Source organism: Marivita cryptomonadis (genome assembly GCF_002115725.1).
GTDB classification, from domain to species: domain Bacteria; phylum Pseudomonadota; class Alphaproteobacteria; order Rhodobacterales; family Rhodobacteraceae; genus Marivita; species Marivita cryptomonadis.
The window spans coordinates 43,812-67,527 of record NZ_JFKD01000014.1; the positions used below are offsets into that span (position 1 = coordinate 43,812).

General features: G+C 59.4%; 24 protein-coding genes. 13 read left to right on the top strand and 11 right to left on the bottom strand.

Annotation, left to right across the window (positions count from 1 at the left end):
* Positions 1-38: 38 nt before the first annotated feature.
* The 5 genes from MCRY_RS15450 to MCRY_RS15470 all read right to left on the bottom strand — a co-directional run bounded on the left by MCRY_RS15450 (position 39) and on the right by MCRY_RS15470 (position 2,615).
* Positions 39-506 carry an SRPBCC family protein gene (locus MCRY_RS15450; protein ID WP_085631495.1) on the bottom strand — a complete coding sequence of 156 codons (468 nt, stop codon included), beginning with the start codon at positions 504-506 and terminating at the stop codon, positions 39-41.
* Positions 503-964, bottom strand: a complete 462-nt coding sequence (locus MCRY_RS15455) for an SRPBCC domain-containing protein (RefSeq protein ID WP_085631497.1) — start codon at positions 962-964, stop codon at positions 503-505. Before MCRY_RS15455 ends, MCRY_RS15450 begins: the two co-directional genes overlap by 4 nt.
* Positions 961-1,290 (bottom strand): ArsR/SmtB family transcription factor, encoded by a 330-nt coding sequence (locus tag MCRY_RS15460; protein ID WP_085631499.1) that lies wholly within the window; start codon positions 1,288-1,290, stop codon positions 961-963. Before MCRY_RS15460 ends, MCRY_RS15455 begins: the two co-directional genes overlap by 4 nt.
* A gap of 165 nt (positions 1,291-1,455) precedes the next feature.
* On the bottom strand, positions 1,456-2,118 hold the full coding sequence (locus MCRY_RS15465) for a hypothetical protein (RefSeq protein WP_085631501.1): 663 nt from the start codon (positions 2,116-2,118) through the stop codon (positions 1,456-1,458).
* Entirely contained in the window at positions 2,115-2,615 is a 501-nt protein-coding gene (locus tag MCRY_RS15470) for a hypothetical protein (protein WP_085631503.1), read from the bottom strand. The genes MCRY_RS15465 and MCRY_RS15470 overlap by 4 nt, the downstream gene beginning before the upstream one ends.
* A gap of 163 nt (positions 2,616-2,778) precedes the next feature.
* Between MCRY_RS15470 and dnaE the strand changes: the two genes are divergently transcribed.
* Together dnaE and MCRY_RS15480 are read left to right on the top strand one after the other, a co-directional pair.
* Positions 2,779-6,279, top strand: coding sequence for a DNA polymerase III subunit alpha (gene dnaE / locus MCRY_RS15475; protein WP_085631505.1), 3,501 nt, complete (start codon positions 2,779-2,781; stop codon positions 6,277-6,279).
* 86 nt (positions 6,280-6,365) lie between these two features.
* Positions 6,366-7,343 (top strand): hypothetical protein, encoded by a 978-nt coding sequence (locus MCRY_RS15480; protein WP_138487524.1) that lies wholly within the window; start codon positions 6,366-6,368, stop codon positions 7,341-7,343.
* A gap of 8 nt (positions 7,344-7,351) precedes the next feature.
* Here the strand turns inward: MCRY_RS15480 and MCRY_RS15485 are convergent, their stop codons facing one another.
* Complete coding sequence (locus MCRY_RS15485; RefSeq protein ID WP_085631509.1) at positions 7,352-7,552, bottom strand: SlyX family protein; 201 nt, start codon at positions 7,550-7,552, stop codon at positions 7,352-7,354.
* Positions 7,553-7,763: 211 nt separating this feature from the next.
* Between MCRY_RS15485 and hisS the strand changes: the two genes are divergently transcribed.
* The 3 genes from hisS to hisG are packed head-to-tail and all read left to right on the top strand — an operon-like array spanning position 7,764 to position 11,034.
* Positions 7,764-9,248: a histidine--tRNA ligase gene (gene hisS / locus MCRY_RS15490; protein ID WP_085631511.1), complete on the top strand. Its 1,485-nt coding sequence runs from the start codon at positions 7,764-7,766 to the stop codon at positions 9,246-9,248.
* The gene (locus tag MCRY_RS15495; protein WP_085631513.1) at positions 9,248-10,345 is read left to right on the top strand and encodes an ATP phosphoribosyltransferase regulatory subunit; all 1,098 of its coding nucleotides are present in this window, start codon (positions 9,248-9,250) and stop codon (positions 10,343-10,345) included. Before hisS ends, MCRY_RS15495 begins: the two co-directional genes overlap by 1 nt.
* Positions 10,342-11,034 (top strand): ATP phosphoribosyltransferase, encoded by a 693-nt coding sequence (gene hisG / locus MCRY_RS15500; RefSeq protein WP_085631515.1) that lies wholly within the window; start codon positions 10,342-10,344, stop codon positions 11,032-11,034. Before MCRY_RS15495 ends, hisG begins: the two co-directional genes overlap by 4 nt.
* A gap of 52 nt (positions 11,035-11,086) precedes the next feature.
* On the opposite strand, the gene MCRY_RS15505 is transcribed toward hisG, so the two are convergent.
* The 5 genes from MCRY_RS15505 to MCRY_RS15525 form a co-directional block, all read right to left on the bottom strand.
* Positions 11,087-12,406 (bottom strand): ABC1 kinase family protein, encoded by a 1,320-nt coding sequence (locus MCRY_RS15505; RefSeq protein ID WP_085631517.1) that lies wholly within the window; start codon positions 12,404-12,406, stop codon positions 11,087-11,089.
* Positions 12,407-12,487: 81 nt separating this feature from the next.
* Positions 12,488-13,354 (bottom strand): glutathione-dependent disulfide-bond oxidoreductase, encoded by an 867-nt coding sequence (gene yghU, locus MCRY_RS15510; protein ID WP_085631519.1) that lies wholly within the window; start codon positions 13,352-13,354, stop codon positions 12,488-12,490.
* Positions 13,355-13,449: 95 nt separating this feature from the next.
* A complete protein-coding gene (locus MCRY_RS15515) occupies positions 13,450-13,881 on the bottom strand; it encodes a DUF1489 family protein (protein ID WP_085631521.1) in 432 nt (143 codons plus the stop codon).
* Positions 13,882-13,956: 75 nt separating this feature from the next.
* Positions 13,957-14,178, bottom strand: coding sequence for a hypothetical protein (locus MCRY_RS15520; RefSeq protein WP_138487523.1), 222 nt, complete (start codon positions 14,176-14,178; stop codon positions 13,957-13,959).
* Positions 14,179-14,300: 122 nt separating this feature from the next.
* Entirely contained in the window at positions 14,301-14,507 is a 207-nt protein-coding gene (locus tag MCRY_RS15525; RefSeq protein ID WP_085631526.1) for a cold-shock protein, read from the bottom strand.
* 334 nt (positions 14,508-14,841) lie between these two features.
* On the opposite strand from MCRY_RS15525, the gene MCRY_RS15530 reads away from it, so the two are divergent.
* The 8 genes from MCRY_RS15530 (at position 14,842) to MCRY_RS15565 (ending at position 23,710) form a co-directional block, all read left to right on the top strand.
* On the top strand, positions 14,842-17,133 hold the full coding sequence (locus MCRY_RS15530; protein ID WP_085631528.1) for an adenosylcobalamin-dependent ribonucleoside-diphosphate reductase: 2,292 nt from the start codon (positions 14,842-14,844) through the stop codon (positions 17,131-17,133).
* A 409-nt stretch (positions 17,134-17,542) separates the two neighbouring features.
* Positions 17,543-17,872 carry a DUF2322 family protein gene (locus MCRY_RS15535; protein WP_085631530.1) on the top strand — a complete coding sequence of 110 codons (330 nt, stop codon included), beginning with the start codon at positions 17,543-17,545 and terminating at the stop codon, positions 17,870-17,872.
* A 190-nt stretch (positions 17,873-18,062) separates the two neighbouring features.
* A complete protein-coding gene (locus tag MCRY_RS15540) occupies positions 18,063-18,644 on the top strand; it encodes a rhomboid family intramembrane serine protease (protein WP_085631645.1) in 582 nt (193 codons plus the stop codon).
* A 329-nt stretch (positions 18,645-18,973) separates the two neighbouring features.
* Positions 18,974-19,984, top strand: coding sequence for an AraC family transcriptional regulator (locus MCRY_RS15545; RefSeq protein ID WP_171046001.1), 1,011 nt, complete (start codon positions 18,974-18,976; stop codon positions 19,982-19,984).
* Positions 19,985-20,083: 99 nt separating this feature from the next.
* Entirely contained in the window at positions 20,084-20,836 is a 753-nt protein-coding gene (locus MCRY_RS15550; RefSeq protein WP_085631534.1) for a type 1 glutamine amidotransferase domain-containing protein, read from the top strand.
* A 45-nt stretch (positions 20,837-20,881) separates the two neighbouring features.
* Complete coding sequence (locus MCRY_RS15555) at positions 20,882-21,889, top strand: SDR family oxidoreductase (protein WP_085631536.1); 1,008 nt, start codon at positions 20,882-20,884, stop codon at positions 21,887-21,889.
* Positions 21,890-22,223: 334 nt separating this feature from the next.
* A complete protein-coding gene (locus tag MCRY_RS15560) occupies positions 22,224-22,838 on the top strand; it encodes a transglutaminase-like domain-containing protein (protein WP_238939738.1) in 615 nt (204 codons plus the stop codon).
* A gap of 137 nt (positions 22,839-22,975) precedes the next feature.
* Positions 22,976-23,710 carry a proteasome-type protease gene (locus tag MCRY_RS15565; protein ID WP_085631538.1) on the top strand — a complete coding sequence of 245 codons (735 nt, stop codon included), beginning with the start codon at positions 22,976-22,978 and terminating at the stop codon, positions 23,708-23,710.
* Positions 23,711-23,716 lie beyond the last annotated feature (6 nt).

Here is a 23,716-nt window from a genome sequence, read left to right on the forward strand (position 1 = left end):
GTGCAGAAGTCGCGAGTGGTTCTGTTCCAGTGCCTGTTTCAAAGGCGTTGAGCAAGCGCTGCCAACTGCTCGAGAGTGGTGCCCCATCCGTCGAAAAAGCCCATTTTTTCGTGTTCGTCACGCTTTTTCGAATCGGAGTGCATGACATGAGCAGCGTAAAGCGTGCCGCCGTCCTGTGGGATCAGGCGAATGTCGGCGGTCATGAAGGCGGGGTTGGGGGAGGGGCGAAAACCGGACAGAACACCGTCGGTGAAGACCAGCCGGGTGTACCGATCGGCCAGCAGGAAACACCCGTCGTTTTCCATCAGCGTCCCATCGGGCAGCTTCATCACGTTGAAGGCGCGCCCACCGGGGCGCAGGTCGTTGTCGACCTCGGTCACTTCGACAGGATGCGGCACGAACCATTGTTTGAAAAGCTCCGGTTCGGCCCAGCAGCGCCAGATGGTTTCGGGCGCGGCGTTTATCAGGCGTTCGATCTTGAGATCTGTGTCGGGGTTGAAGGTCATGCCAGCGTTCCTGTGCTGATGAGATGCTCCAGCCGGGCGAGGCCGCTGGTCCAGCCAGATTGGAAATCGTCCTGCATGTCGTCGCCGGTCATCGAGGCGACCGCGACATCGACTGTGAGGGTTGTGGCCGGGCCGTCTGCCTCCAGCACATAGGTGACCAGCGACACGCCGAACCGTTGCCCACCTGCCGTTACCGTCTCGCTGAAACAGGCCCGGGTAGGGCTTTCGATGTGATACCAATGGGTGTCGACGGTGAATTCCGGGTTGTCCGCGGGCCCGCAGCGGTGGCGTTCCTGCCCGCCTTCGCGCAGGTCAGTGATTTCCAGCACCAGCACAACGTCGTCTGACGGTCCACCCCAGAGTTCACGTGACTTGGCGTCGGTTAAAAGGTGCCAAAGGCGGTCTTGCGCTGCGGCGATGGTGCGGGTCAGGCGGAAAGTGGCGATGGGGGCGGTCATGTTTTGGGCCTTTCAAGGGCTTCGGCCAGCGCCTGCAACCGGTTCAGACGACCCTCCCACAGCTTGCGCTGTCGGGCGAGCCAGTCTTCGGCGGCGGCCATGGGGGCGGCTTCGATGTGCAGGACACGGGTACGACCGGTTTTTTCCGACCGCACCAGACCGGCGCTTTCAAGCTTGCCCAGATGTTTGAGGAAAGAGGGCAGCGCCATGTCATGTGGTCTGTGCAGGTCAGAAACACTGGCGGGGCCGTCGAGCAGGCGTTCGATCACCGCCCGGCGGGTCGGGTCGGCCATTGCAGCGAAGATAGAGTCGAGATGGTTAGCCATGTGGCTAAGTAATTCTGCTTGCAATCGGCTGTCAAGATTAACTTAGCCATACGGCTAACAATTGGGAGTGGTCAGATTTCAAGATTGCAATGCTACTGTGCTTTTCGCTGACCTGTGGCACACACAAATATCTGGAAAGAAATGGTTTTCGGAGTTCTCAAACGATCACGCGCCAAACGCGAAGATTGCCAGTGGCACGGGCAAAACGGCAATCGCAACAGTGAGCAGGAAGGCAGGCACAGAGAATACGCCGCTCATTCCGGCGGCAAAGGCGAGCCCACCCCCACCTCCGATCACGGCATTTCCCGGCACGTTGATCAGGACGGCAAGTGCGACGTATCGGTGCCGTGCCAGCCGCCGCAGCGCCGGCTGGCCTGTCATGGCGATCAGCATGTCGGGGCGATCCTTGCGGTCGATTGCGCAGAGCTGTTCCAGAAATTCGGCAATTCGCACGATACGCAGCGCGCGCAGGGTCCGGGCCGCTGCATCAAGCGGCACCAGACGGCCCACACCATAGGCCAGCGTCAGGCTGAGGATTGTCGCCAGATAGATGAACGGTGCCATCTGCGCGCCGAACACGGTAAGCAGAGTCATGCCGATTTCGGCTCCGGGTACGAAGGGCAGTGCTGTGATCAGGACGTAGCTGAGCAGCCCCAACAGGATCATCTTGTGCATCAACGCTTCGTTGTGCGGCATGACCTCGAACCCGAGGGCGTCCTTGACCTGCGCCGACAGGTGCACGGCCCCCAGCAGGACAGCGATCAGCACTGCAAGGCGCAGCGCCAGACCAAGGTAAAAGCGCAGGTCCGCCGTCTGGTCGTCGGTCATAGGTTGGTCAACACCTCAACGGGCTGATCCGACAAACTTCCCTTGAACTCAAGCACCTGCTGCGTGTCCCAATACCAGCGCGACACAGTCCACGTGACGGTGCCATGAACCGTGTCATCCCGGACCGTTCCGCGCCAGACCATGGTTGTGTTTTTGGTGGGACAGTAGGCTTCGACGATGAAATCCGTGCCGCCTTCGACCTCGCGCACCAGATAGGCGCTGGGCGGGTAGTTGCACCGATCGGTGCATTCGCGTGACATGAACAGCCCGTGGCTGAATTGCACATAGTCCTCAAGTTCGGGTGGTTTGCCCTGCAATCCCATGACTGTGTCGAACCGCTGGCCGTCCAGTGGCCCTGTGCCCGACGGATCGCGCAGCGCCATGAGCATCGCGCGCGGGGTGGCAGCCGCGTGATCGGCATCGCTTGGTTCCTTCAGGATGAGCGTTGTCACACCGCCGAGCATCAAGCATCCGATGAGGGCAAAGATCCATTTCATGCACGATTCCTTTGTGGGGCAGCTTAGGGCCTTGTTCCGCTTAAGGATACAGCCAAGCCTTTGTGCTGTCTTTCAGGGAGGCTTGAGCCGGTCACATGTAATCCTGTGGAAAACCGAGATCTGGGGCTTTCACACAGGCCGACCCCAGCATATCGTGGACGTCATGGCTGATCCCCGATTCATTCACCTGCGTGTCCATTCCGAATATTCGCTTTTGGAAGGGGCGGTGCGGCTCAAGAAGCTGCCCGATCTGTGCACGGCCAAAGGTATGCCAGCGGTGGCGCTGACCGATACCAACAACCTCTTTGCGGCGCTGGAGTTTTCGGTTGGTGCGGCGGGGGCGGGTATTCAGCCCATCATCGGCTGTCAGGTCGACCTGCGGGTGGCTGACCCCGTGCCGGGCGAGCGGGCAAAGCCGCCTGCGCCTGTGGTTCTGCTGGCGCAGAGCGAAGTCGGGTACGAGCATCTCATGAAGCTCAATTCCTGCCTTTACCTGCGTCGGGATGGGGAATTGCCGCATGTGACGCTGGACGAGCTGGAACAGCACAGCGACGGAGTGATCTGCCTGTCCGGTGGGCCGGATGGGGCGGTGGGGCGTGTCCTGCAACAGGGCAACCGTGGTGCCGCCGAGGCGGTGATGCAGCGGTTGGCCGGGATATTTGATGATCGGCTTTACGTCGAGTTGCAGCGGCATCCGGGGGAGAACGGTCTGCCGGAAAATGAACGCCTGACAGAACGCCCTTTTGTCGAAATGGCCTATGCGATGGGTCTGCCCTTGGTGGCGACCAACGATGTATATTTCCCCAAATCTGACATGTACGAGGCGCATGATGCGCTGATCTGTATTTCCGAGGGTGCCTATGTCGACCAGCAAGAACCGCGCCGCCGTCTGACGCCGCAGCACTACTTCAAGTCGCCGCAAGAGATGGCGACGCTGTTTGCCGATCTGCCCGAGGCGATCCAGAACACGGTTGAGATCGCCCGGCGTTGCGCCTTCATGGCCTATCGCCGCGATCCGATCCTGCCGAAATTCGCGGATGACGAGGTCGAGGAACTCAAGCGGCAGTCACGTGCGGGTCTCAAGGATCGCCTTGCCGTAATCCCGCACGCCGCGTCGGTCGAAGAGTATGAAAAGCGGCTTGAGTTTGAGTTAGGCATTATCGAAGGCATGGGCTTTCCCGGATACTTCTTGATCGTTGCCGACTTCATCAAATGGGCCAAGGATCAGGACATCCCGGTGGGGCCGGGACGGGGCTCGGGGGCTGGCTCTCTGGTGGCTTATGCGCTGACCATCACCGACCTCGACCCATTGCGCTACCAGCTTCTGTTCGAACGCTTCCTGAACCCGGAACGTGTGTCGATGCCGGATTTCGACATCGACTTCTGTATGGACCGCCGTGAAGAGGTTATCCGCTATGTTCAGGACAAGTATGGCACCGACAAGGTGGGCCAGATCATCACCTTTGGTGCGCTTTTGTCCAAGGCGGCGGTGCGCGATGTGGGGCGGGTGTTACAGATGCCCTATGGGCAGGTGGACCGCCTGTCCAAGATGATCCCGGTCGAAGGGGTCAAACCTGTCAGCATCCAGAAGGCGCTGATCGACGAGCCGCGCCTGCGCGAGATGGCGCGCGAGGAAGAGGTGGTGGACCGGCTTCTGACATATGGTCAGCAGGTCGAAGGGCTGCTGCGGAACGCCTCTACCCACGCCGCCGGTGTGGTGATCGGGGACCGCCCGCTGGACGCGCTGGTGCCGCTGTACCAAGACCCCCGCTCGGACATGCCGGCGACCCAGTTCAACATGAAATGGGTGGAACAGGCCGGGCTGGTCAAGTTCGACTTCCTCGGCCTCAAGACGCTGACCGTGATCCAGTATGCGCTGGACATGATCTTCAAGACCGGGCGCGACCTGCACATCGCCGCCGATGGGACCGAGCTTTACCAACCCGCCAAAGGCGCAGAAAACGACGTCAGTCATATCCCTCTGGATGACGAGAAAAGCTACAAGCTCTACGCCGCCGCCAAGACTGTCGCGGTGTTCCAGGTGGAAAGCTCGGGCATGATGGATGCGCTCAAGCGCATGAAGCCAACCTGCATCGAGGACATCGTGGCACTTGTGGCGCTGTATCGTCCCGGTCCGATGGAGAACATCCCGACCTATTGCGAAGTCAAGAACGGGCTGAAAGAGCGCGAGTCGGTGCATCCACTGATCGACCACATCCTTGAGGAAACGCAGGGTATCATCGTCTATCAGGAACAGGTGATGCAGATCGCGCAGGTCATGGCGGGCTACAGCCTTGGCGGTGCCGACCTGCTGCGTCGGGCGATGGGCAAGAAGATCAAAGAGGCGATGGACGCCGAACGCCCGAAATTCGAAAAGGGCGCGGCAGAGAACGGCGTTGAGGCGAAAAAAGCCTCCGAGGTGTTCGACCTGCTGGAGAAATTCGCCAACTACGGCTTTAACAAATCCCACGCTGCGGCCTATGCCGTGGTCAGCTACCAGACAGCATGGCTCAAGGCGAACCACCCGGTCGAGTTCATGGCAGGGGTGATGAATTGCGATATTCATCTGACCGACAAGCTGGGTGTGTTTTTCGAAGAGGTGAAGAAGGGGCTAAGCCTGCCTTGGGTGCCGCCTTGCGTGAACCGGTCGCAGGCGATGTTCGATGTACAGGACGGGGCGTTGGTTTATGCGCTGGGCGCTTTGAAGAACGTTGGCGTTGAGGCGATGAAACTGGTCGTCGACGGGCGCAATGATAAACCATTTGTTAATCTGTTTGACGTCGCCCGACGGGTTGATCTGAAGCGCGTGGGCAAACGCCCGCTGGAAATGCTTGCGCGCTCTGGTGCCTTCGACCAGTTGGACCGCAACCGCCGCCGCGTGTTCGAAAGCCTGGATGCGCTGGTCGGCTATTCCGCCGCGATCCACGAACAACGCGCCTCGGCGCAGGTGTCGCTGTTTGGTGAGGCGGGTGACGACCTGCCAGAGCCGCGCCTGTCGCCGGTAACCGATTGGCTGCCCGCTGAACGCCTTTCAGAAGAGTTCAAGGCTGTGGGCTTCTACCTTTCTGGTCACCCGCTCGACGATTACATGACCGCGCTCAAACGCAAAGGCGCGATGACGCTGGATGATGTGCTGGCCAAGGCACAGAACGGGCCGTGTGTGGTCAAGATGGCGGGGGTCGTGGCGGGGCGACAGGAACGCAAGTCAGCACGCGGTAACCGCTTTGCCTTTGCGCAGCTCAGCGATCCAACCGGGGCGTACGAGGTCACGCTGTTCTCGGACACGCTCGAGGCGGCACGTGATCACTTGGAAACCGGATCGAAGGTCATGGTCACCGTTGAGGCGACGCTTGAATCTGATCAGCTTAAACTGCTTGGGCGGTCCGTGGCGCCCGTGGATATCGCCGTGGCTGACGCGGTGAGCATGGGGCTGCGCATTTTTGTCGATGAGATCGAAGTTGTCCCGCACGTGGCCTCGGTGCTGAGCCGTGCGGCGGATCAATTGCCCAAGGCCGGCAAGGGGCCGATCCGTATATGCTGCCTGAACGCGCCTGGCTTGCCCGGTGAGGTTGATGTGGCGCTGGCGCGCGAGTTCCCTGTGACGCCGGAAATCAAGGGCGCAATCAAGTCGCTGGGCGGTGTACTCGACGTCGAAGAATTGTGATCCTCGCACAGCGGAAAGTCGCGTGCGGCTTGCTGGACGGGAAGAACGCGCGTCGCTAGGGTGCCGCATCGGAGTTGGGGGAACAGATGATCCGTATCGCGGCAATCCTGATCGTGTGCAGTCTTGTGGCCGGATGTGCCAGCGATCCTCTCAGCGGTGTGCCGCGTTTATCCGAAACCGACGTGACCGACAGCGACATCCAAGCGGCATTGCGCAGCGATGCTGACATCGTGGACGACGCAGGTGTCGCGCCAGAGGCAAAGCCCACAGGCTTTTTCGGACGCCTTTTCGGAGTGGGCGATGGGGCGTCGCAACCAGCGGTGGCCGAAGCAGCGGCTGACGTGGACGCCACGATTGTAGAGTCCGAAAATGCAGATGCGACAGCCGAAGTACCCCAACCTGCCAGCGAGCCTGCGCCGCGCCGTGGCTTGCTTGGGTTCTTGAGCCGGGCTGCGCAGACGGCTCAGGCAGATGATGGCACCCAATTGGCCGCCGCCCCGCCGCAGACGCAGAGTGATGCCGCTCCTGCGGTGGAAATCGCACGGGCCCGAGGCCCAAAACCAGACGCGCCGGATTACCGGATTGTCCCGATGGGCACCGCTCTGCCTTACGGTGTGCTTGCACGGGTATGTGACGTACCGGATCGGCAGCTTGGTACTCGGGTCGAGAGATATCCCGAGTCGCGGTCTGTTTATGCGCTTTACGATTCACAACCCGGCAACACCGCCCCGCACACATTCTACGTGACTGGGTTTGATGATGGATGTGCGCGGCAGTTTACGGCGGCGTTGGCCTTGTTCGGCAGCCCCGAAACACACGAGCAGTTGCGCTATGGTTTGCCGTCCAAGGTTCAGCCCTATTCGTCGACCGATGCCGCATACGAGACCCTGAAGTCGCGTGTGTGTCGTGTCGGAAAGGGCAAGCCGTGCGGGTCGTCCATGTCGCAACTTGCGCGCACGACAGCTTTTGTCAGCGTCTATGAAACGTTTGGATCGAACCCAGAATGGAAGACGATTTTGCTGCATGACGGCGAAGTTGTGGAAACCGACATTCGCAGCAATTAAGCTGCGGTCTAGTAATGTGGCGGGCGTTCATCGCCAAGCACCATACCGCCAGATCCTTCGGCTTCGCGTTCTGCCTCGCGCATCAACAACATTTCGACCCGCGCCGTCAGGCGGTCGATTTCCTTGGCCTGTCGCGCCACGGTGTCAGACAGGTCGTCGGTAATGCGCATCAGATGCGCGATGCGTTCTTCGAGGGCGGTGGTATCCATGTCCCACAGATGTGCCGACTAAGCGGCGATGGCAAGAGGCAATGGGTCCGCAAAGTGACCTATTGTTTCGCGCGCGAAACATTGGGTCCGATCCGGCCCATTTAACCTTTTGTTAACCAACGCGCCTATACGGGAGGTGCGGCTCTGCTTGCCCCCTCGGGTTCCAGCGTTTAGAGGAGGCGCGACACTCAAGCCCAGGCGGGAATTGACCATGGCCAAAGAGAAAAAAGCCCCCAAGCCCAAGGCGCAGACGCCCAAGGGCTTTCGCGACTATTTCGGCACGGAAGTAACCGAACGCGCCGAGATGTTGGCGCAGATCGCAGGGGTCTATCATCGCTATGGGTTCGACGCTTTGGAAAGCTCTGCGGTTGAGACCGTTGAGGCGCTGGGCAAGTTCCTTCCCGATGTGGATCGCCCGAACGAGGGCGTGTTTGCGTGGCAGGAAGATGAGGACGGCGATAAGGGCGATTGGCTTGCGCTGCGCTATGATCTGACAGCGCCTTTGGCGCGGGTCTATGCACAACACCGCAATGATCTGCCGCTGCCCTACCGGCGTTATGCTATGGGGCCGGTGTGGCGCAATGAAAAGCCGGGGCCGGGGCGGTTTCGCCAGTTTTATCAATGTGATGCGGATACGGTTGGGTCCGGGTCTGTTGCCGCGGATGCAGAGATTTGTGCGATGCTGGCGGATACTTTGGAAGTCGTGGGCATTCCGCGCGGAGATTACATTGTTCGAGTGAACAACCGGAAGGTTTTGAACGGTGTGCTTGAAGCCATGGGCCTGAATGACGACGCCCAACGCGACGCAGTTCTGCGCACCATCGACAAGTTCGACAAGGTGGGTGAAGCCGGTGTGCGCGAGTTGCTGGGCAAGGGTCGGTTGGATGCCTCAGGTGCTTATATTGACGGTGTGGGTCTGAGTGATGCGCAGGCCGAGCCTGTTATCGCGTTCTTAACCTCCAAGGGCGAAACTGCGGCGCAGACGATTCAAAATCTGAAGGCGGCGATTGGTGATAGCACGATTGGGGCAGAAGGTGTGGCAGAGCTTGAGCAGATCGCTGATCTGCTGGCTGCTGGCGGCTATGGGCCGGATCGCATCGTCATTGATCCATCCGTGGTGCGTGGTCTTGGCTATTACACCGGCCCGGTGTTCGAGGCCGAGCTTACCTTTGAAATCCTCGATGAAAAGGGCCGAAAGCGGCAGTTCGGGTCGGTCGCTGGCGGCGGGCGGTATGACGATCTGGTCAAGCGCTTTACCGGCCAGCCGGTCCCCGCCACAGGGGTCAGCATCGGTGTGGATCGCCTTTTGGCTGCCCTGCGTGAAAAAGGCCGGATCGGCAGCCAAAGCGCGGGTCCGGTGGTGGTTACCGTCATGGATCGCGACCGGATGGGTGACTATCAGGCGATGGTGGCCGAACTGCGCAGCGCAGGCATCCGGGCCGAGGTCTATCTGGGGAACCCGAAGAATTTCGGCAACCAGCTGAAATACGCGGACAAGCGCAATTCGCCCGTAGCGGTGATCGAAGGTGGTGACGAAAAGGCCAATGGTGTGGTGCAGATCAAGGACCTGATCCTTGGGGCCAAGATCGCGGAAAGCGCGAGCCTTGAGGAATGGCAGGACCGACCAAACCAGTTCGAAGTGCCGCGTGATCAGCTTGTTTCCAAAGTGCGCGAGATCCTCGAAAGCTATTCCTGATGGCGCAAGACATTCCTTATAAGTCCCGCGTCCGGATCGAGGCCGAAGCCATCTGCGACGGCTTTGTGGCTGCTGGGGCAGCACGGTTTGAAACCGACATCCTGCTGTCCGCCGAGGTTCTGTTGGACCTATACGGTGAGGACATCCGGGCGCGAGCCTATGTGACGACAGACCCGGAGCGCGGCGAGATGATGTTACGCCCGGATTTCACCGTGCCGGTGGTGCAGTATCACATGTCGGGTGATGGCCTGCCTGCCAGCTACACCTATTTCGGAGAGGTTTTCCGCAAACAGGAAGACCACCCGGACCGCCGCAGCGAATACATGCAGGTGGGGTACGAAGAATTTGGTGGCGCCAACGCGGCGGCGGCGGATGCTGATGTGTTTGGGCAGTTTTCTGACGCTTTGGCGCCGCTTGGCCTGCGCGCGGCGACTGGGGATATCGGTATTCTTATCGCCATGGTCGAAGGTCTGAACACCACCGAGGACCGCCGCGCGGCGTTGATGCGGCACATCTGGCGGCCTGCGCGATTTACCGCTTTGGTCAAACGCTTTGCAGGTCTGACACCGGTGCCACCGTCACGGGCGGCACTGCTGGCCTCGGATGTAGGATTGCCGGAAGACGGCGTGATGATCGGGTTGCGCAGCGAACGCGAGATCGCAAACCGGATTGACGCCTTGCGCGCGGATGCGGCACAGGCACCGATGTCGTCCGAGATTGTTGATCTGATCGCAGCAGTTCTGGCGGTGTCGGAAACCTGCCCGAACGCGTTGGAACACTTGCGCGATATCGCGGTTGATCTGCCCGGATTGCTGCCCGCTCTCGACCGGTTCGAAGCACGCTGCGAGGCGATGGTGCAGCGCGGCATCGACGTGGATGCGCTGCCGTTCGAGGCGTCTTATGGGCGCACGTCGATGGAGTATTATGATGGGTTCGTGTTCGGCTTTTACAGCGAAACACGGCCTGACCTGCCACCCGTCGCCACGGGTGGGCGCTATGATGCGCTGACCCGGCGGTTGGGGCAGGGGCGCGAAAACCCTGCAGTGGGCGGAGTCATCCGGCCTGACGTGGTTCTCGAACTTGGGGGGCTGCGATGACGATCAAGCTGGGTGTGCCGTCCAAGGGGCGGCTGATGGAAAAGACCTTTGACTGGTTCGGTGCGCGGGGTGTGACGCTTTCTCGGACGGGATCGGACCGCGAATATGCGGGCGCGGTCGAGGGCGTGGACGGTGTCGATCTGGTCTTGCTGTCGGCTGGCGAGATTCCGCGCGAGCTGGCTGCGGGGCGCATTCACCTTGGAGTGACGGGCAACGATCTGATCCAGGAAAAGCTGGTGCAGTGGGATCAGAAGGTTGAACCGCTGGCCCCCTTGGGCTTTGGCCACGCGAACCTGATCGTGGCGGTGCCGCATTGCTGGGTGGATGTAGATACGCTGGATGATCTGGACGGTGCGGCCGCCGCATTTCGCGCGCGGCACGGATTTCGGATGCGGATTGCCACCAAGTATCATCGGCTGGTGCGCGATTACCTGCGCCGGGGCGGCGTGGCGGATTACCAATTGGTGGACAGTCAGGGGGCAACCGAAGGCACGGTCAAGAACCTGACAGCCGAGGCGATTGCCGACATCACTTCGACTGGAGAAACGTTGCGGGCAAACCACCTCAAGATCTTGGACGAACCACCTGTGCTGGAGAGTCAGGCGACGCTGTTCCGCAGCCGGGTGGCCGACAAGACCGATGCGGATCGTGTGGTTCTGCGGGCGTTGATCGAGCGGTTGGGTGTATAACGCAGGGCATTCCGTCGCCGGATAGACCAAACCGGCCCGCGCGTTTTGCGCGTCATATTTGCCGTTGGAACAAATCCCGCAGCGTGATGTGCGCGCGCAGGCGCGTGGCCAGCAGGAACAGCCCGGCGGCTTTGCGTTGCAGGTACAGCACCTCGGTCGGAGGAATATGCTGGATTGACCGGTCACGGCCCAAGGCCATGCCACGGTCGCGCAGGTCGGACACCAGAGTGGTGTCGCCGAAATCGAACCCATCGGGATGCAGCATCGGTGCGTTTGCCATTTCGACCATGGCTAGAATCTCGAGGCGCGTCTTTTCAGGCAGGGCATCTGACAACAAACCCAGCCCGCGCAGGGCGTCGGCGATGCCGGTCAGGTCGTTGTCCAACGACGGCCGCAGGATCGCGCGGGACTGTGCCACGAGGTTTGGTGACAGAACCCGGGTCGCGCCGAAGTCGAGCAGTACCAGTTTGCCTGTGTCGGGTTGCCAGCGGAAATTGGCGAAGTTGGGGTCGGATTGAACGAGGTGAAATTCGAACACTTCGCGCATCATCAGGGTGATCAGCCGTTCGGCCATCTGGTTGCGCGTGATCTGGTCCGCGTCTTCCAGCGTGTCGATCGGATCGGAGGGGATGTATTCCATCGCCAGGATATCGCGCGTGGAGAGGTCGTCGTGATAGGCTGGGACGATGAAATCGGGGTCGTCGCTCAGAAGGTCGCCGAAACGGACAAGGCTGCGGGCCTCTTGGTCGTAGTCGGCCTCTTCGTGCAGTTGTGCGCGGGCGTCCTCGAGCAGAGGTTTGAGGTCAAGGCCTTTGGGCATCATGCCGGACAGACGCATGAGGCTGGCAAGGTTGCGCAGGTCGCTGTCGATGCTGTCGCGGATGCCGGGATATTGCACCTTGATCGCCAGATCGCGCCCATCGCGGGTCTGGGCGCGGTGGACTTGCCCGATGGAGGCGGCGGCGATGGGGCGGACATCGAATTTTTTGAACCGTTTGGTGAAATCTGCGCCCCATGCCTTGGTCAACACGTGTTTGAGTTGCGCCGGGGGCATGAAATGGGCCTGCGCTTGCAACGGTCGCAGCACGGCAGCCAGTTCGGGTGTGAGCAGATCGCCCGCTTCGAGGGACAGGAGTTGGCCCATCTTCATCGCCGCGCCGCGCATCTGGGACAGTTGTTGCGTCAGGCGATGGGCGTTTGATGGGGTCAGGAACATATCGCGGGGCGACGGGCGTTGTCCGCGCAGCAAATGCTTTGCGCCTTCGGCCGCGGCAGAGGTCAGGAGTCCACCAGCCAGACCGCCCATACGGACGGCTCGGGAGGCGCGTCCTGTGGGGACGGCGCGGCTGCGCGGGTCGATGTCATCTTTCATGCGGGAGAGGTAACGCCCAGTTGGGCCGGGGCAATGCGGGCGCGCGCCAAAATTCGAGTTTGGCGCGCGCGATGCGGCGGCTTATTCAGCGGCTGCGATCTTGTCTTGTGTCTTGGTGTCGAAATCGGACGCGTCGTGACGTTCGTGAAGCTGTTCGCTGGGGTCGCCAAAGGCACGGTTGACCATGCGGCCACGCTTGGCTGCCGGGCGCGCGTCAATCGCTTTGGCCCAGCGGATCACGTTTGTGTAGCTTTCGACATCCAGGAATTCGGCGGCGTTGTAGAGCCGACCCAGAACAAGCCCGCCATACCAAGGCCAGATCGCCATGTCGGCGATGGTGTAATCGGGTCCGCTGATGAAGTCGTTTTGGGCCAGTTGGCGGTCAAGCAAGTCAAGCTGGCGCTTGGTTTCCATCGCGAAGCGGTTGATTGGGTATTCCATCGGTTCTGGTGCGTAGGCATAGAAATGGCCAAAGCCGCCGCCCAGATAAGGCGCGCTGCCCATCTGCCAGAACAACCAGCTCAGCATTTCGGCGCGGTTTTCCGGTGCGCCGAGGAAGGCGTCGAACTTTTCGGCCAGATGCATCAGAATCGCGGCGGATTCGAACACGCGCACAGGCGTGTCGCCAGAGCGGTCCATCAGGGCGGGGATCTTGGAGTTCGGGTTGATGTCGACAAAATCAGAGCCGAACTGGTCGCCATCGCCGATCTTGATCAGCCACGCGTCATACTCAGCGCCGGTGTGACCTGCGGCCAGCAGCTCTTCCAGCATGATGGTGACCTTTTGGCCGTTCGGGGTTGCAAGGCTGTAAAGCTGGAATGGGTGTTTGCCGACCGGCAATTCCTTGTCATGGGTCGCGCCTGCAATGGGGCGGTTGGTGCTGGCGAATTTACCGCCGTTTTCCTTGTCCCACGTCCAGACTTTGGGGGGGGTGTAGCTGTCGGTCATGTTGACTGTCCTGATCACTGATGGCTTGACGCCAAACCTAAGGTTTGTTGGCCCACGCTGCCAGTGCAGCCGTGCAGGGCTTTTGTGCGTGTGGGTCAGAGCACGCCGATTTCAGCCAATGCGCCTGCCAGTTCTGGGGGCAACGTGTCGTCATTCAGGCGCGATTTGCCAAGATCGGGTGGCGCGTCTTCGGGTTTGAGATAGCGCCAGCCCTGAAACGGGCGTTTGGGCGCGGTGGCGGTGCGGACCAATTCGGGTGCCAGAACGATACCGCAGCGGCGGATACCGTCGTCGCCAGTGATTTCTTCCAGACCGATGATGCGTTGGCGGGCTTGCAGCAATCCTTTGACAACCCAATAGATCGATCCGCCGTTCAGCAGCTCGGCTTCGCGCTTGGGCCACATGCGTGTGAGGTGGTAATATTGGCCGTTCGCCCGCTGTTTGGAGCGGTTTTGCTGCCAATCCTCGATCTGCTCTACACTGTCGGAGCCGACAGAGAGTTTGATGAGGTGAATTGTGCCTGCCATTTGTCTGTCCCCCGTGGGTCAGATCATAGCGGGCGTGGGGCCGGGTTCAAGCGGCCCAGTCGGCTTTGGACCCGGTTACTCTGGGGTTTTTCGGGTCTTGGTTTTGGTCGCAGGCGTTTTGCCGCTGTCCGTTGCTTCGCGTTCCAACCGCGTCTTGCGCAGGCGTTGGGTTTTCGCTTCGCGTTGTTCGGTTTCCGTGTCGAGCATCTCGCGGACGACGCGAGTGGTCTTGTCCATCACGGTTTCTGCGCGTGTCTGGGGTGCCTTGAAGAGAGTGTCTTTTGTCAACTTTGCCATCATTCAATCTCCTTGACGGTGAGGGGCCATTGGGGGCCCCGTCTTGAGGGGTGACGTCGTCAAACGAAAAAGCGGGCGCTGTCCGAGAACCGCGCCCGCTTAGAAATCAGTCGTAGCTAGGCTTATGCCAGAGCAAGATTTGTCGCGCTTTCGCGGCCATCACGGCCGCTTTCAACGTCGAACGTCACAGCCTGACCATCGTCAAGCTGGTGAATTCCGGCGCGTTCCAGCGCGGAGATGTGTACGAAGATGTCCTTCGAACCATGCTCGGGTGCGATAAAGCCAAAGCCTTTTGTGCCGTTGAACCATTTCACGGTGCCATTTGCCATCGTGTTGTCTCCTAGAATTTTGTCGCCACCCGCAACATGCGATGGCCCGGCTCAGTGTCGTCGTAGGATCGCCTGAGGCCGTTAGGAAACAGAAGGTCGTCGGAAGAATCTTTGCCCGACTGATATGGGGGGGATCAGGTAGGAATACAATGTTTATTCTCGTTATGGGCGAAATAAGCCCTGCATCGCCAAAAACCGAATGCTGGTTTATCCACAGGGTTCTCCACAGGCGGCGCAGGATGTGGTAGGGTGATCGCCCACGCAATCTAGACGTTGTGGATTTGTCGATTTTTGCGCTATCTTGTCTGTCTGCTGCCACAGGGGAATCGCCGCCATGTCTCGCTTTACCGCTCCGATTGCTGAACAGATCTGGGATATGAAATACCGCCTGAAAGAGGCGGATGGTACTGCGCTGGACACCACGGTCGAGGACACGTGGCGCAGGATCGCGCGGTCCTTGGCCGAGGTGGAAGCAGAGCCGAAGGTCTGGGAAGATCGGTTTTACGGCGCGCTTGAGGATTTCAAATACCTGCCCGCCGGCCGCATCACAGCGGGTGCGGGGACGGCGCGTTCGGTAACGCTGTTCAATTGCTTTGTGATGGGCACGATCCCAGACAGCATGGGCGGCATTTTCGAAATGCTGAAAGAGGCTGCGCTGACAATGCAGCAGGGCGGCGGGATCGGCTATGATTTCAGCACGATCCGGCCCAAGGGGGCAGGGGTCAAAGGTGTGGCGGCGGATGCCTCGGGCCCGCTGTCTTTCATGGATGTGTGGGACGCGATGTGCCGCACCATCATGTCGGCAGGGTCGCGGCGCGGTGCGATGATGGCGACGATGCGCTGCGATCACCCGGATATCGAGGATTTCATCGGGGCAAAAGCGGATGCGGCGCGGCTGCGGATGTTCAACCTGTCGGTGCTCGTCACGGATGACTTTATGGAAGCGGTCAAGACGGACGGGTCGTGGGATTTGGTTTTTGACGGCAAGGTCTACCGCACTGTGCAGGCGCGCGATCTGTGGAACCGCGTCATGCGCGCGACCTATGATTATGCCGAGCCGGGCGTGATCTTTATCGACCGGATCAATCAGGCCAACAACCTGAGCTATGTCGAGACAATCGCGGCCACGAACCCCTGCGGTGAACAACCCTTGCCGCCCTATGGTGCCTGTCTGCTGGGGTCGATCAACATGGCGCGGCTGGTGACGGACCCGTTCGAGGATGCTGCGGCATTGGATGTGGACGCGCTAAACGACTTGGTCGCGACCGCAGTGCGGATGATGGACAACGTGGTAGATGCCTCGCGCTTTCCGTTGGAGGCGCAACGGGCGGAGGCACATGCCAAACGGCGCATCGGCTTGGGAGTAACCGGGCTGGCGGATGCGCTTTTGATGCTGGGCCTGCGCTATGGATCGGACGAGGCGGCGCGCCAGACCGAGCGCTGGTTGCACGCGATTGCCCGCGCCGCCTATCTGGCGTCGGTGCAATTGGCCAAGGAGAAGGGCGCGTTCCCGCTCTTCGATGCCGACAAGTACCTTGCCTCCGGCACCATGCAGATGATGGACGAGGACGTGCGCGACGCCATCCGCGAACACGGCATCCGTAACGCGCTGCTCACGTCGATCGCGCCGACGGGGACGATTTCGCTTTACGCTGGCAACGTGTCATCGGGGATCGAGCCGGTTTTTGCCTATGCCTACACTCGCAAGGTCTTGCAGAAGGACGGCACCCGCACCGAGGAAGAGGTGGTCGATTACGCGGTGCAGATGTGGCGCGAGAAATTCGGTGACTGGGCGTTGCCAGAGTACTTTGTGAACGCGCAAACTTTGGCGCCGCTAGAGCATGTGAAGATGCAGGCAGCGGCGCAGAAATGGGTGGACAGTTCGATCTCCAAGACGATCAACTGCCCCGAAGATATCAGTTTCGAGGCGTTCAAGGACGTCTACATGGAGGCGTTCGAGACCGGCTGTAAAGGCTGCACGACCTATCGTCCGAACGATGTGACCGGGTCTGTGCTGAGTGTGTCGGAAGAGAAGAAGGCCGATGCGCCAGAGGTTGTGACGTCTTCGGACGAAGAACCGCAGCAGCCGCATGGTGACGTGATTTACATGTCCGAACCGCTCGATCGGCCCAAGGCGCTGGAAGGCGCAACCTACAAGCTGAAATGGCCCGACAGCGAACACGCGATTTACCTGACGATCAACGATATTATCGTCGGTGGGCACAGGCGTCCTTTCGAGGTGTTCATCAACTCGAAGAACATGGAGCATTTTGCGTGGACCGTCGCCCTGACGCGGATGATCTCGGCGGTGTTCCGGCGCGGTGGCGATGTGTCTTTCGTGGTCGAAGAACTCAAAGCGGTGTTCGATCCGCGCGGCGGCGCCTGGGTGAACGGCAAGTACATCCCGTCGATCCTCGCCGCCATCGGTGGCGTGATCGAACAGCACATGATCGCGATCGGGTTCCTTGCAGGCGAAGGCATGGGTCTGAAGTCCGATCCGCAAGCCCAAGTGGTCAACCTGTCCGGCGGACGCGGTAAGGCGTGCCCAAGCTGCGGACAGTATGACATGCGTATGGTCGAAGGTTGCATGACGTGTGGGTCATGTGGGCATAGCAAGTGTGGGTGAGGGGGGGTCTCTCATTGTTGTCGGACCCACCAATAAATGGCCATTTTCGGGGTTTTTTGACCATCACGACACACTGAAAATGGCCATTCAAAATTGAAGATTTCAATAAATTCATATAAAACAGCGATTTGCCCGAGATCGCCGAGTTTTGGAAGCTGAGGGCCATTAGGTCAGTCGCAGAATAGTCGCGACCTCGGATGGCATACCGCCAGCAAAGACGGCCCGAAGCTGCCGTTCACCCGTTTAGCCATCGCTGCGGCTCGGGTTTCCCGAACTTGACATTCATTGCCGCTGCAGAGTTGAGGGGGCCGATGTGCAGATCCATTTTGACCCGGCGCCTTCGTGACCTTGGCTTGGCATTCCATGGTTTGGTATGGAGATTCCGAGTGACATTTGAAAGGACAGTCGGATGAAACAGCCCGTAACTTCGTTTAAGGAGAACCTTCAGAACCTGCCATCCATTGACGGGATCGAGAGGCTGGAGATGATGGATGCCGCCGGCGATGTGGTCGCGTTCATCGAGAACCAACCGGGCAAGCAAGGGTCCTTGGCGGTCTACCAATATCTGTTCGCGACCTATGGGGTTCTGAATGCCGAAGCGGCGACACATGGATTGGCAGTCTTTTCGGAGCATACCGAGGACGCGCGAAACCGGCCCGGTGCGCATCCGAACATCGACCGCCTGCTTGAGATACAAGGTGGTGGTGCGCCTTTGACCATCCGACTCGTGAAGCAGTAAGCGGCTCTGCTGCCGCTGGTAAAGCACTGACATGGTTTAAGGCTATGATGTAGGGGAGGCCGAAGGCGTGCTGCCCCGTTCGTCCAACAGCACCTCGCGGCATGATCCGGGCTCCTGCCGGGCGCCTTTGATAACCGTTGAACCCGCCGGGCCGGAGATTACCATCGACTTCATGAGAACTCAAAACCAGATGCACGCCTTCTTGCGCAGAGCAGCGGCGCTTGCCGCCTTCGTCGCCCTGCTGTGGGCGATTCAGATCGTCAATTGGATCAGTGGCTATGGCTTGAACCCAGCCTTCGGCCTGGTCCCGCGTCACGTCAGCGGGATGGATGGGATTGTCGCGATGCCCCTGCTGCACGGCAGTTTCGCCCACCTCATAGCAAACACGCCGCCCTTGCTTGTCATGGGGGGACTGCTTATGGCAACCGCGACACGGGCCTTGTTGGCTGTGAACATGATGATAGTCGCGCTCGGCGGCGGCCTCGTCTGGATACTCGGTAGCCCTGCAATTCACGTCGGCGCATCGGGGCTGATCTTCGGCTGGTTCGGCTTCCTGATTGCACGGGGCTTAGTCGATCGTTCACCCGTCACACTGGGCGCCGCAGTCGTCATCGGGGGGCTCTATGGCTCCCTCCTGTGGGGCGTGCTGCCGGGGCAACCCGGAGTGTCTTGGGAAGCTCATCTGTTCGGCGCGCTCGCGGGCGTTGCGGCGGCTCTTCTGCTAAGAAGCCCGGTCCATGCACCACGTCTGCGCGGCGTTGACCGGCCATAGGGCAAGACTTTCTTGGCTCAAAGCTGACATCCAACGACCATCTGGGATGCTGCAGTGCGGTCCGTCGAACCGGCTGTTCGCTGCGACCGCAAAGTCGGGGCACAAGCGAACTCGCGGTCTGCAGGACCGTTCGGAACCAGGCGTTTTTCCGACCAATTGCCGATATTTGCCATATCTCAAACACCGCAAAAACCGGCAATGGCGGAGAGAAGCTGTGGATGCGGGGCAGCCACCAAACATATGCAATGGCACATCAAGCAAGTGAGTTGGCGCATAGGGCATTAGGCTTAACAGCGTCCTTCCACTATCATCGGGTTCTGGAGGGGCCCATGCAGCGTTCATCTCAGAAACCGACGGTACATGTGGGAAAGGTCTGGCGGCTGATGCTCGCCGATCTTGGCCTGAGCGCCACGGCAGTTTTGCGCCGAGCGGGCCTGCCAAGCGGGCTGTTGGACGGTGACGGCAATCGCATCACACTGGATGAATTCTACGCACTTTGGGAAAGCTTTGACGCAGAGGCGCAGTCACCGACATTGGCGCTCAAGCTTGGCCAGATTGAAGCGAGCGAGTTCTTCGATCCTGCTTTCTTTGCGGCCATGTGCGCGCCCAACATGACGGTGGCGGGGCAGCGGCTTGGTGAATTCAAACGCCTTGTCGGAGCCTTCAGCCTTGATGTGGAGGTGATGCCCGCCGCGACCCGATTTACCTACCGGTGCAAGTCTCGACCTGATTTGCCAGCTACGCTTGCGGCAACCGAGATCGTCTTTCTTGTTAATTTGCTGCGCCGCGCCACGCGCAGGCGGGTTGTGCCGCAGGCTGTTGTCCTACCATCGGCACTCCAAGAGACCTCCGCCTTTGAAGACTGGTTCGGGTGTGGGGTCACTTATGGTGACACCGCGTCGTTCAGTCTCGATCCTATCGACGCCATGCGACCCTTCCTGACACATGACACTCAGATGTGGCAGTCCTTTGAGCCGGATTTGCGGCGTCGGATGGACGCCGCCCGCGAAGACCTCGGTATGCGCACCCGCGTCGAGAATGCCCTGCTGGAGCTGCTGCCAAGCGGACGGACGCAGATTGATGACGTAGCCGGTGAACTTGCCGTCAGCCGCCGATCACTCCAAAGGCGACTTTCGGAAGAGGGAACATCGTGGCTGGATGTTCTGAACGCCGCGCGTATGCGGCTGGCGCAGCACTATCTGACGAATACCAAGCTTGGTGCGGCAGAGGTGAGCTTTTTGCTTGGTTTTGAGGACCCAAATTCGTTCTTCAGGGCATTTCGTCGTTGGACAGGCTCTACACCCGAGGCGTGGCGCGAGGCACATCGGCAGAGCGCCTAAATGGCGCAAACCGCAAGTGTTGTGGCACGCCCTGCGAGTGACGCAGTCCGCCTGAGTGTCCACATTCAGATCAACGCAATCTGATCATTGTGAGGACACATGACCACATCTACTGCTATCCGCCGCCACGCCAATTCAAGTATGGCGGGCAAGAAGGTTCTCTATATCGTTTCGAACCCTGCCACCCTTATGGGGTTTCCAGTTGGATTCTTCGCAGAGGAAATGACCGGCCCATTCTTTGACCTGATGCGGGCTGGCTGCACAGTCGATATCGCTTCGCCCAAAGGGGGCAAGGTCGCGTTCGACGGCTTTTCGGACCCCGAAAATGAGGCGACGCAATATCCCAATGACCTGATCACGCTCGGGTTCAAGCACCACGCGACCTTTGGCAAACTGTTGGAAAACACCCCGTCCATCGCTGATCTCGATATCAGCCAGTATGATGCCGTCTGCGTCGCTGGCGGTGGTGGTCCGTTGGTAACGTTCAAAGACGATACCGCGTTGCACAAGCTGATCGCTGATTTCTACGAAAGCGGCAAGATCATCGGTCTGATATGCCACGGCACCTGCCTGATGCTCTGGACGACGCTGAGCGACGGCACGCTGATGGCGGATGGCAAGACTTGGACAGGCTATCCCGACAGCGAAGAACAGATGATGGATGCGGCTTTGGGGACCAAGGTGAACGAATACACCATCGAGACCGAGGCAAAGAAGAACCCCAACACCACATTTGAATCTGCGGCCCCGCTTGCGCCGTTTGCGATCCGTGACGGGCAGATCATCACTGGTCAGCAACAGAACAGCACACGGCTGTTCTCTGATCTGCTGATTGAGGCGCTGGCTGAATAGTCTGCCTAGCCTCTGCCATCATCGAAAACCCCAAGGAGTATTCAAATGACGAAAGTCTTCTTGACCGGCGCGTCCGGTTTCATTGCCAAACACATTCTGCGCGAACTGCTGGAACAGGGTTATCAGGTTCGCGCTTCAATCCGCTCTGACAAACGCAAGGCAGAATTGCAGGGGCTCTTTCCAGACGCGACACTGGAATTCGCCACATTGGACCTGACCAAGGACGAAGGCTGGCAGGTTGCCCTGCAAGGCTGTGATGTCTTGATGCACACCGCCTCGCCATTTCCGCTGACAGAGCCGAAAGATCCTCAAGACTTGATCCGCCCAGCAGTCGACGGCACGCTCCGCGCGATGCGTGCGGCCAAACAAGCCGGAATGACGCGTGTGATTTTGACGTCGTCCTGTGCGGCGATCTACAAGCAGTCGGACAAGCCGAAGATGCATCCGTCAGACGAAACCAACTGGACAACGCCTGAAGATCGTTCGGTCGGGTCCTATGAAGCCTCCAAGACACTAGCAGAAAAAGCCGCCTGGGACTTTGTCGCAGAGAACCCCAATATTGCGCTGACGACAATCAACCCCGGCGCAGTCTTTGGCCCACCGATGGATGCACGTTATGGCGCGTCGCTTGAACTGGTCGAACAGTTGGTGACCGGCAAAATCCCGATGGCGCCACCTGTCGATATGGTGGCCGTTGATGTGCGGGACGTCGCGCGGATGCATGTCGCAGCGATCAACCTTGAGGCGGCCAAAGGCGAACGCTTTGCGGCCGCAAGCGGAACCTATTCCTTGCTCGAATTTGGCAACATGCTGAAAAGCTGGGACGCCAGTCTGAAGACACCTGGCCGTGAGGCCCCCGTCTGGCTGCTACGGATCATGGGGCTGTTTTCCAAGGACGTCAAAGGTGTGCTCGAAAATGTCGGCCGCACCCTCGCTGTGTCTAGCGCGAAGGCCGAAAAGACTTTTGGCTTCACTTTCATCCCGGTCAAGGATGCGCTGGTTGCTTCGGCGACAGCTGTGCAGACTCATAAACTTAAAGGGACGTCAAAATGATCACTTCATATCTGGGGGGCACACCCAAGTGCTACAAAGTGGCCATCGATCTTGAGGAAATCCTCGCGTTCTTAATGTGGTGCTGTCGGTAATTGTGTCGACACCTGAGATATAGACTGCGATATGTCCCCTCTCTTTCTCATTTTTTTGACTCGGAGTGTATGCGGTGTTGCTCAACGTGAAAGCTTGCCTTGTTTATACCGCGCCTCAAGAGTGCGATGCGTTGCTTCAGGTGGAGCCAACGACAGATGGTGGTCAGCGCTGTGACAACCCGCGTCTTTTGCTCTTGTCGGGTTCCACCTTGCGGCTGGTCGAGGGTGAGGAATCGATAGGTATGCGCAGATGGATTACGGTGAGCAACCGGTTGGATTGCATTTTTGAAGCGCAGGTGGATGTGCGCAGAGTCGCTGCTAACCTGGACGAGCTACAGGAAACACCGCGATACCAGCTTCCCAGCGCGGTTTTGCAGTACCTTATGACGTCGCGCTACTGTCAATCGGACCTGTTTCTGGATTTCACAGCTTCCCAATTTGCTGGCTTATCGGGCGGTGCGTTGGTGCGGTCGATGAGCGATTGGGTCAAGTCAAACTTTACCTACGACATTTTCACGAGCAATCCTGGCACCACCGCGACCGACAGTTTCTCGTCCTTGCGCGGGGTGTGTCGGGACTACGCGCATGTTCTGATTGCACTTGTGCGTGCCATGGGCATTCCCGCGCGTTTCGTCAGCGCCTACGCGCCGGGCGTTAGGCCACAGGATTTTCATGCCGTGGTCGAGGTGTTTCTTGACGGCGATTGGCACCTTGTCGATCCGACTGGTATGGCAACGCCGTCGGACATCGTGCGGGTGTGTGTGGGCCGGGACGCAGCGGACGCATCATTCCTGACGTCTTATGGTGCGCTGAACCTGCAAGAGCAAAGCGTTCAGGTGGAGCGCGTGTCGACCTAACGCGCGCTTTTGTTGTCCGTCACGTCACATTGCAGCAGGCTGCGCCGAAAAGCGCGGCACCATTGTTGTATAGTCTATGTTTCGAGACTAGAGCTTACGCGCAGCCTGATGAGCCTGCGTATTCTCTTGGATCAGAAATGACTTATTGCGTCGGCCTCTACTTGAACCGTGGTCTGGTTTTCATGTCCGACACCCGCACCAATGCCGGGGTGGACAACTTCTCGACGACCAAGAAGATGTTCTCTTGGGACGTGCCAGGGGATCGCGCAATCACGATCATGACCGCGGGCAATCTTGCCACGACCCAAGCCCTTATCAGCATTCTTGAGGAACGTTCGAAAATCCCGACCGAACGCAAGCCGACGATTCTGGAATTGCCCACAATGTTCGAGGTTGCGCGTTTTGTCGGCGCGACGCTGAAGCAAGTGATTCAGGGTGGAGGCGAAGACGGCCAGTCCGCAACATCCGCCTTCAAGGCGTCCGTGATCGTGGGCGGTCAGATCAAAGGCGGGATGCCAACGCTGTTTCTTGTCTATCCCGAAGGTAACTTTATCGAAGTAACCGAGGATGCCCCGTTTTTTCAGATCGGTGAAACGAAATACGGCAAACCAATCCTTGTCCGCGCCTATGATCCAGACATGTCTTTCGAAGACGCGATCAAACTGCTGATGGTGTCGTTTGATTCAACCATCAAAGCGAACCTGTCGGTTGGATTGCCTTTGGACATGCAGTTCTATGGCAAGGATAGTTTTGCGCTTGATACCCAACCGCGTGTGACAATCGACGACCCTTATTACCAATCGATCAGCACAAATTGGGGCGACGCGCTGCGCAATGCCTTGATGCATCTGCCGAGCTACCAGCGCAAATAGGGTCGC

What these genes read in the sequence shown, in the direction of transcription:
- MCRY_RS15560 (WP_238939738.1), top strand. Translation starts at nt 22,224, where the DNA reads ATGCGCAGATGGATTACGGTGAGCAACCGGTTGGATTGCATTTTTGAA.
- MCRY_RS15520 (WP_138487523.1), bottom strand. Translation starts at nt 14,178, where the DNA reads ATGGCAAAGTTGACAAAAGACACTCTCTTCAAGGCACCCCAGACACGC.
- MCRY_RS15480 (WP_138487524.1), top strand. Translation starts at nt 6,366, where the DNA reads ATGATCCGTATCGCGGCAATCCTGATCGTGTGCAGTCTTGTGGCCGGA.
- MCRY_RS15525 (WP_085631526.1), bottom strand. Translation starts at nt 14,507, where the DNA reads ATGGCAAATGGCACCGTGAAATGGTTCAACGGCACAAAAGGCTTTGGC.
- MCRY_RS15470 (WP_085631503.1), bottom strand. Translation starts at nt 2,615, where the DNA reads ATGAAATGGATCTTTGCCCTCATCGGATGCTTGATGCTCGGCGGTGTG.
- MCRY_RS15555 (WP_085631536.1), top strand. Translation starts at nt 20,882, where the DNA reads ATGACGAAAGTCTTCTTGACCGGCGCGTCCGGTTTCATTGCCAAACAC.
- MCRY_RS15495 (WP_085631513.1), top strand. Translation starts at nt 9,248, where the DNA reads ATGGCGCAAGACATTCCTTATAAGTCCCGCGTCCGGATCGAGGCCGAA.
- MCRY_RS15485 (WP_085631509.1), bottom strand. Translation starts at nt 7,552, where the DNA reads ATGGATACCACCGCCCTCGAAGAACGCATCGCGCATCTGATGCGCATT.
- MCRY_RS15550 (WP_085631534.1), top strand. Translation starts at nt 20,084, where the DNA reads ATGACCACATCTACTGCTATCCGCCGCCACGCCAATTCAAGTATGGCG.
- MCRY_RS15530 (WP_085631528.1), top strand. Translation starts at nt 14,842, where the DNA reads ATGTCTCGCTTTACCGCTCCGATTGCTGAACAGATCTGGGATATGAAA.
- MCRY_RS15565 (WP_085631538.1), top strand. Translation starts at nt 22,976, where the DNA reads ATGACTTATTGCGTCGGCCTCTACTTGAACCGTGGTCTGGTTTTCATG.
- hisG (WP_085631515.1), top strand. Translation starts at nt 10,342, where the DNA reads ATGACGATCAAGCTGGGTGTGCCGTCCAAGGGGCGGCTGATGGAAAAG.
- hisS (WP_085631511.1), top strand. Translation starts at nt 7,764, where the DNA reads ATGGCCAAAGAGAAAAAAGCCCCCAAGCCCAAGGCGCAGACGCCCAAG.
- MCRY_RS15535 (WP_085631530.1), top strand. Translation starts at nt 17,543, where the DNA reads ATGAAACAGCCCGTAACTTCGTTTAAGGAGAACCTTCAGAACCTGCCA.
- MCRY_RS15515 (WP_085631521.1), bottom strand. Translation starts at nt 13,881, where the DNA reads ATGGCAGGCACAATTCACCTCATCAAACTCTCTGTCGGCTCCGACAGT.
- MCRY_RS15505 (WP_085631517.1), bottom strand. Translation starts at nt 12,406, where the DNA reads ATGAAAGATGACATCGACCCGCGCAGCCGCGCCGTCCCCACAGGACGC.
- MCRY_RS15545 (WP_171046001.1), top strand. Translation starts at nt 18,974, where the DNA reads ATGCAGCGTTCATCTCAGAAACCGACGGTACATGTGGGAAAGGTCTGG.
- MCRY_RS15460 (WP_085631499.1), bottom strand. Translation starts at nt 1,290, where the DNA reads ATGGCTAACCATCTCGACTCTATCTTCGCTGCAATGGCCGACCCGACC.
- dnaE (WP_085631505.1), top strand. Translation starts at nt 2,779, where the DNA reads ATGGCTGATCCCCGATTCATTCACCTGCGTGTCCATTCCGAATATTCG.
- MCRY_RS15540 (WP_085631645.1), top strand. Translation starts at nt 18,063, where the DNA reads ATGCACGCCTTCTTGCGCAGAGCAGCGGCGCTTGCCGCCTTCGTCGCC.
- MCRY_RS15455 (WP_085631497.1), bottom strand. Translation starts at nt 964, where the DNA reads ATGACCGCCCCCATCGCCACTTTCCGCCTGACCCGCACCATCGCCGCA.
- yghU (WP_085631519.1), bottom strand. Translation starts at nt 13,354, where the DNA reads ATGACCGACAGCTACACCCCCCCCAAAGTCTGGACGTGGGACAAGGAA.
- MCRY_RS15465 (WP_085631501.1), bottom strand. Translation starts at nt 2,118, where the DNA reads ATGACCGACGACCAGACGGCGGACCTGCGCTTTTACCTTGGTCTGGCG.
- MCRY_RS15450 (WP_085631495.1), bottom strand. Translation starts at nt 506, where the DNA reads ATGACCTTCAACCCCGACACAGATCTCAAGATCGAACGCCTGATAAAC.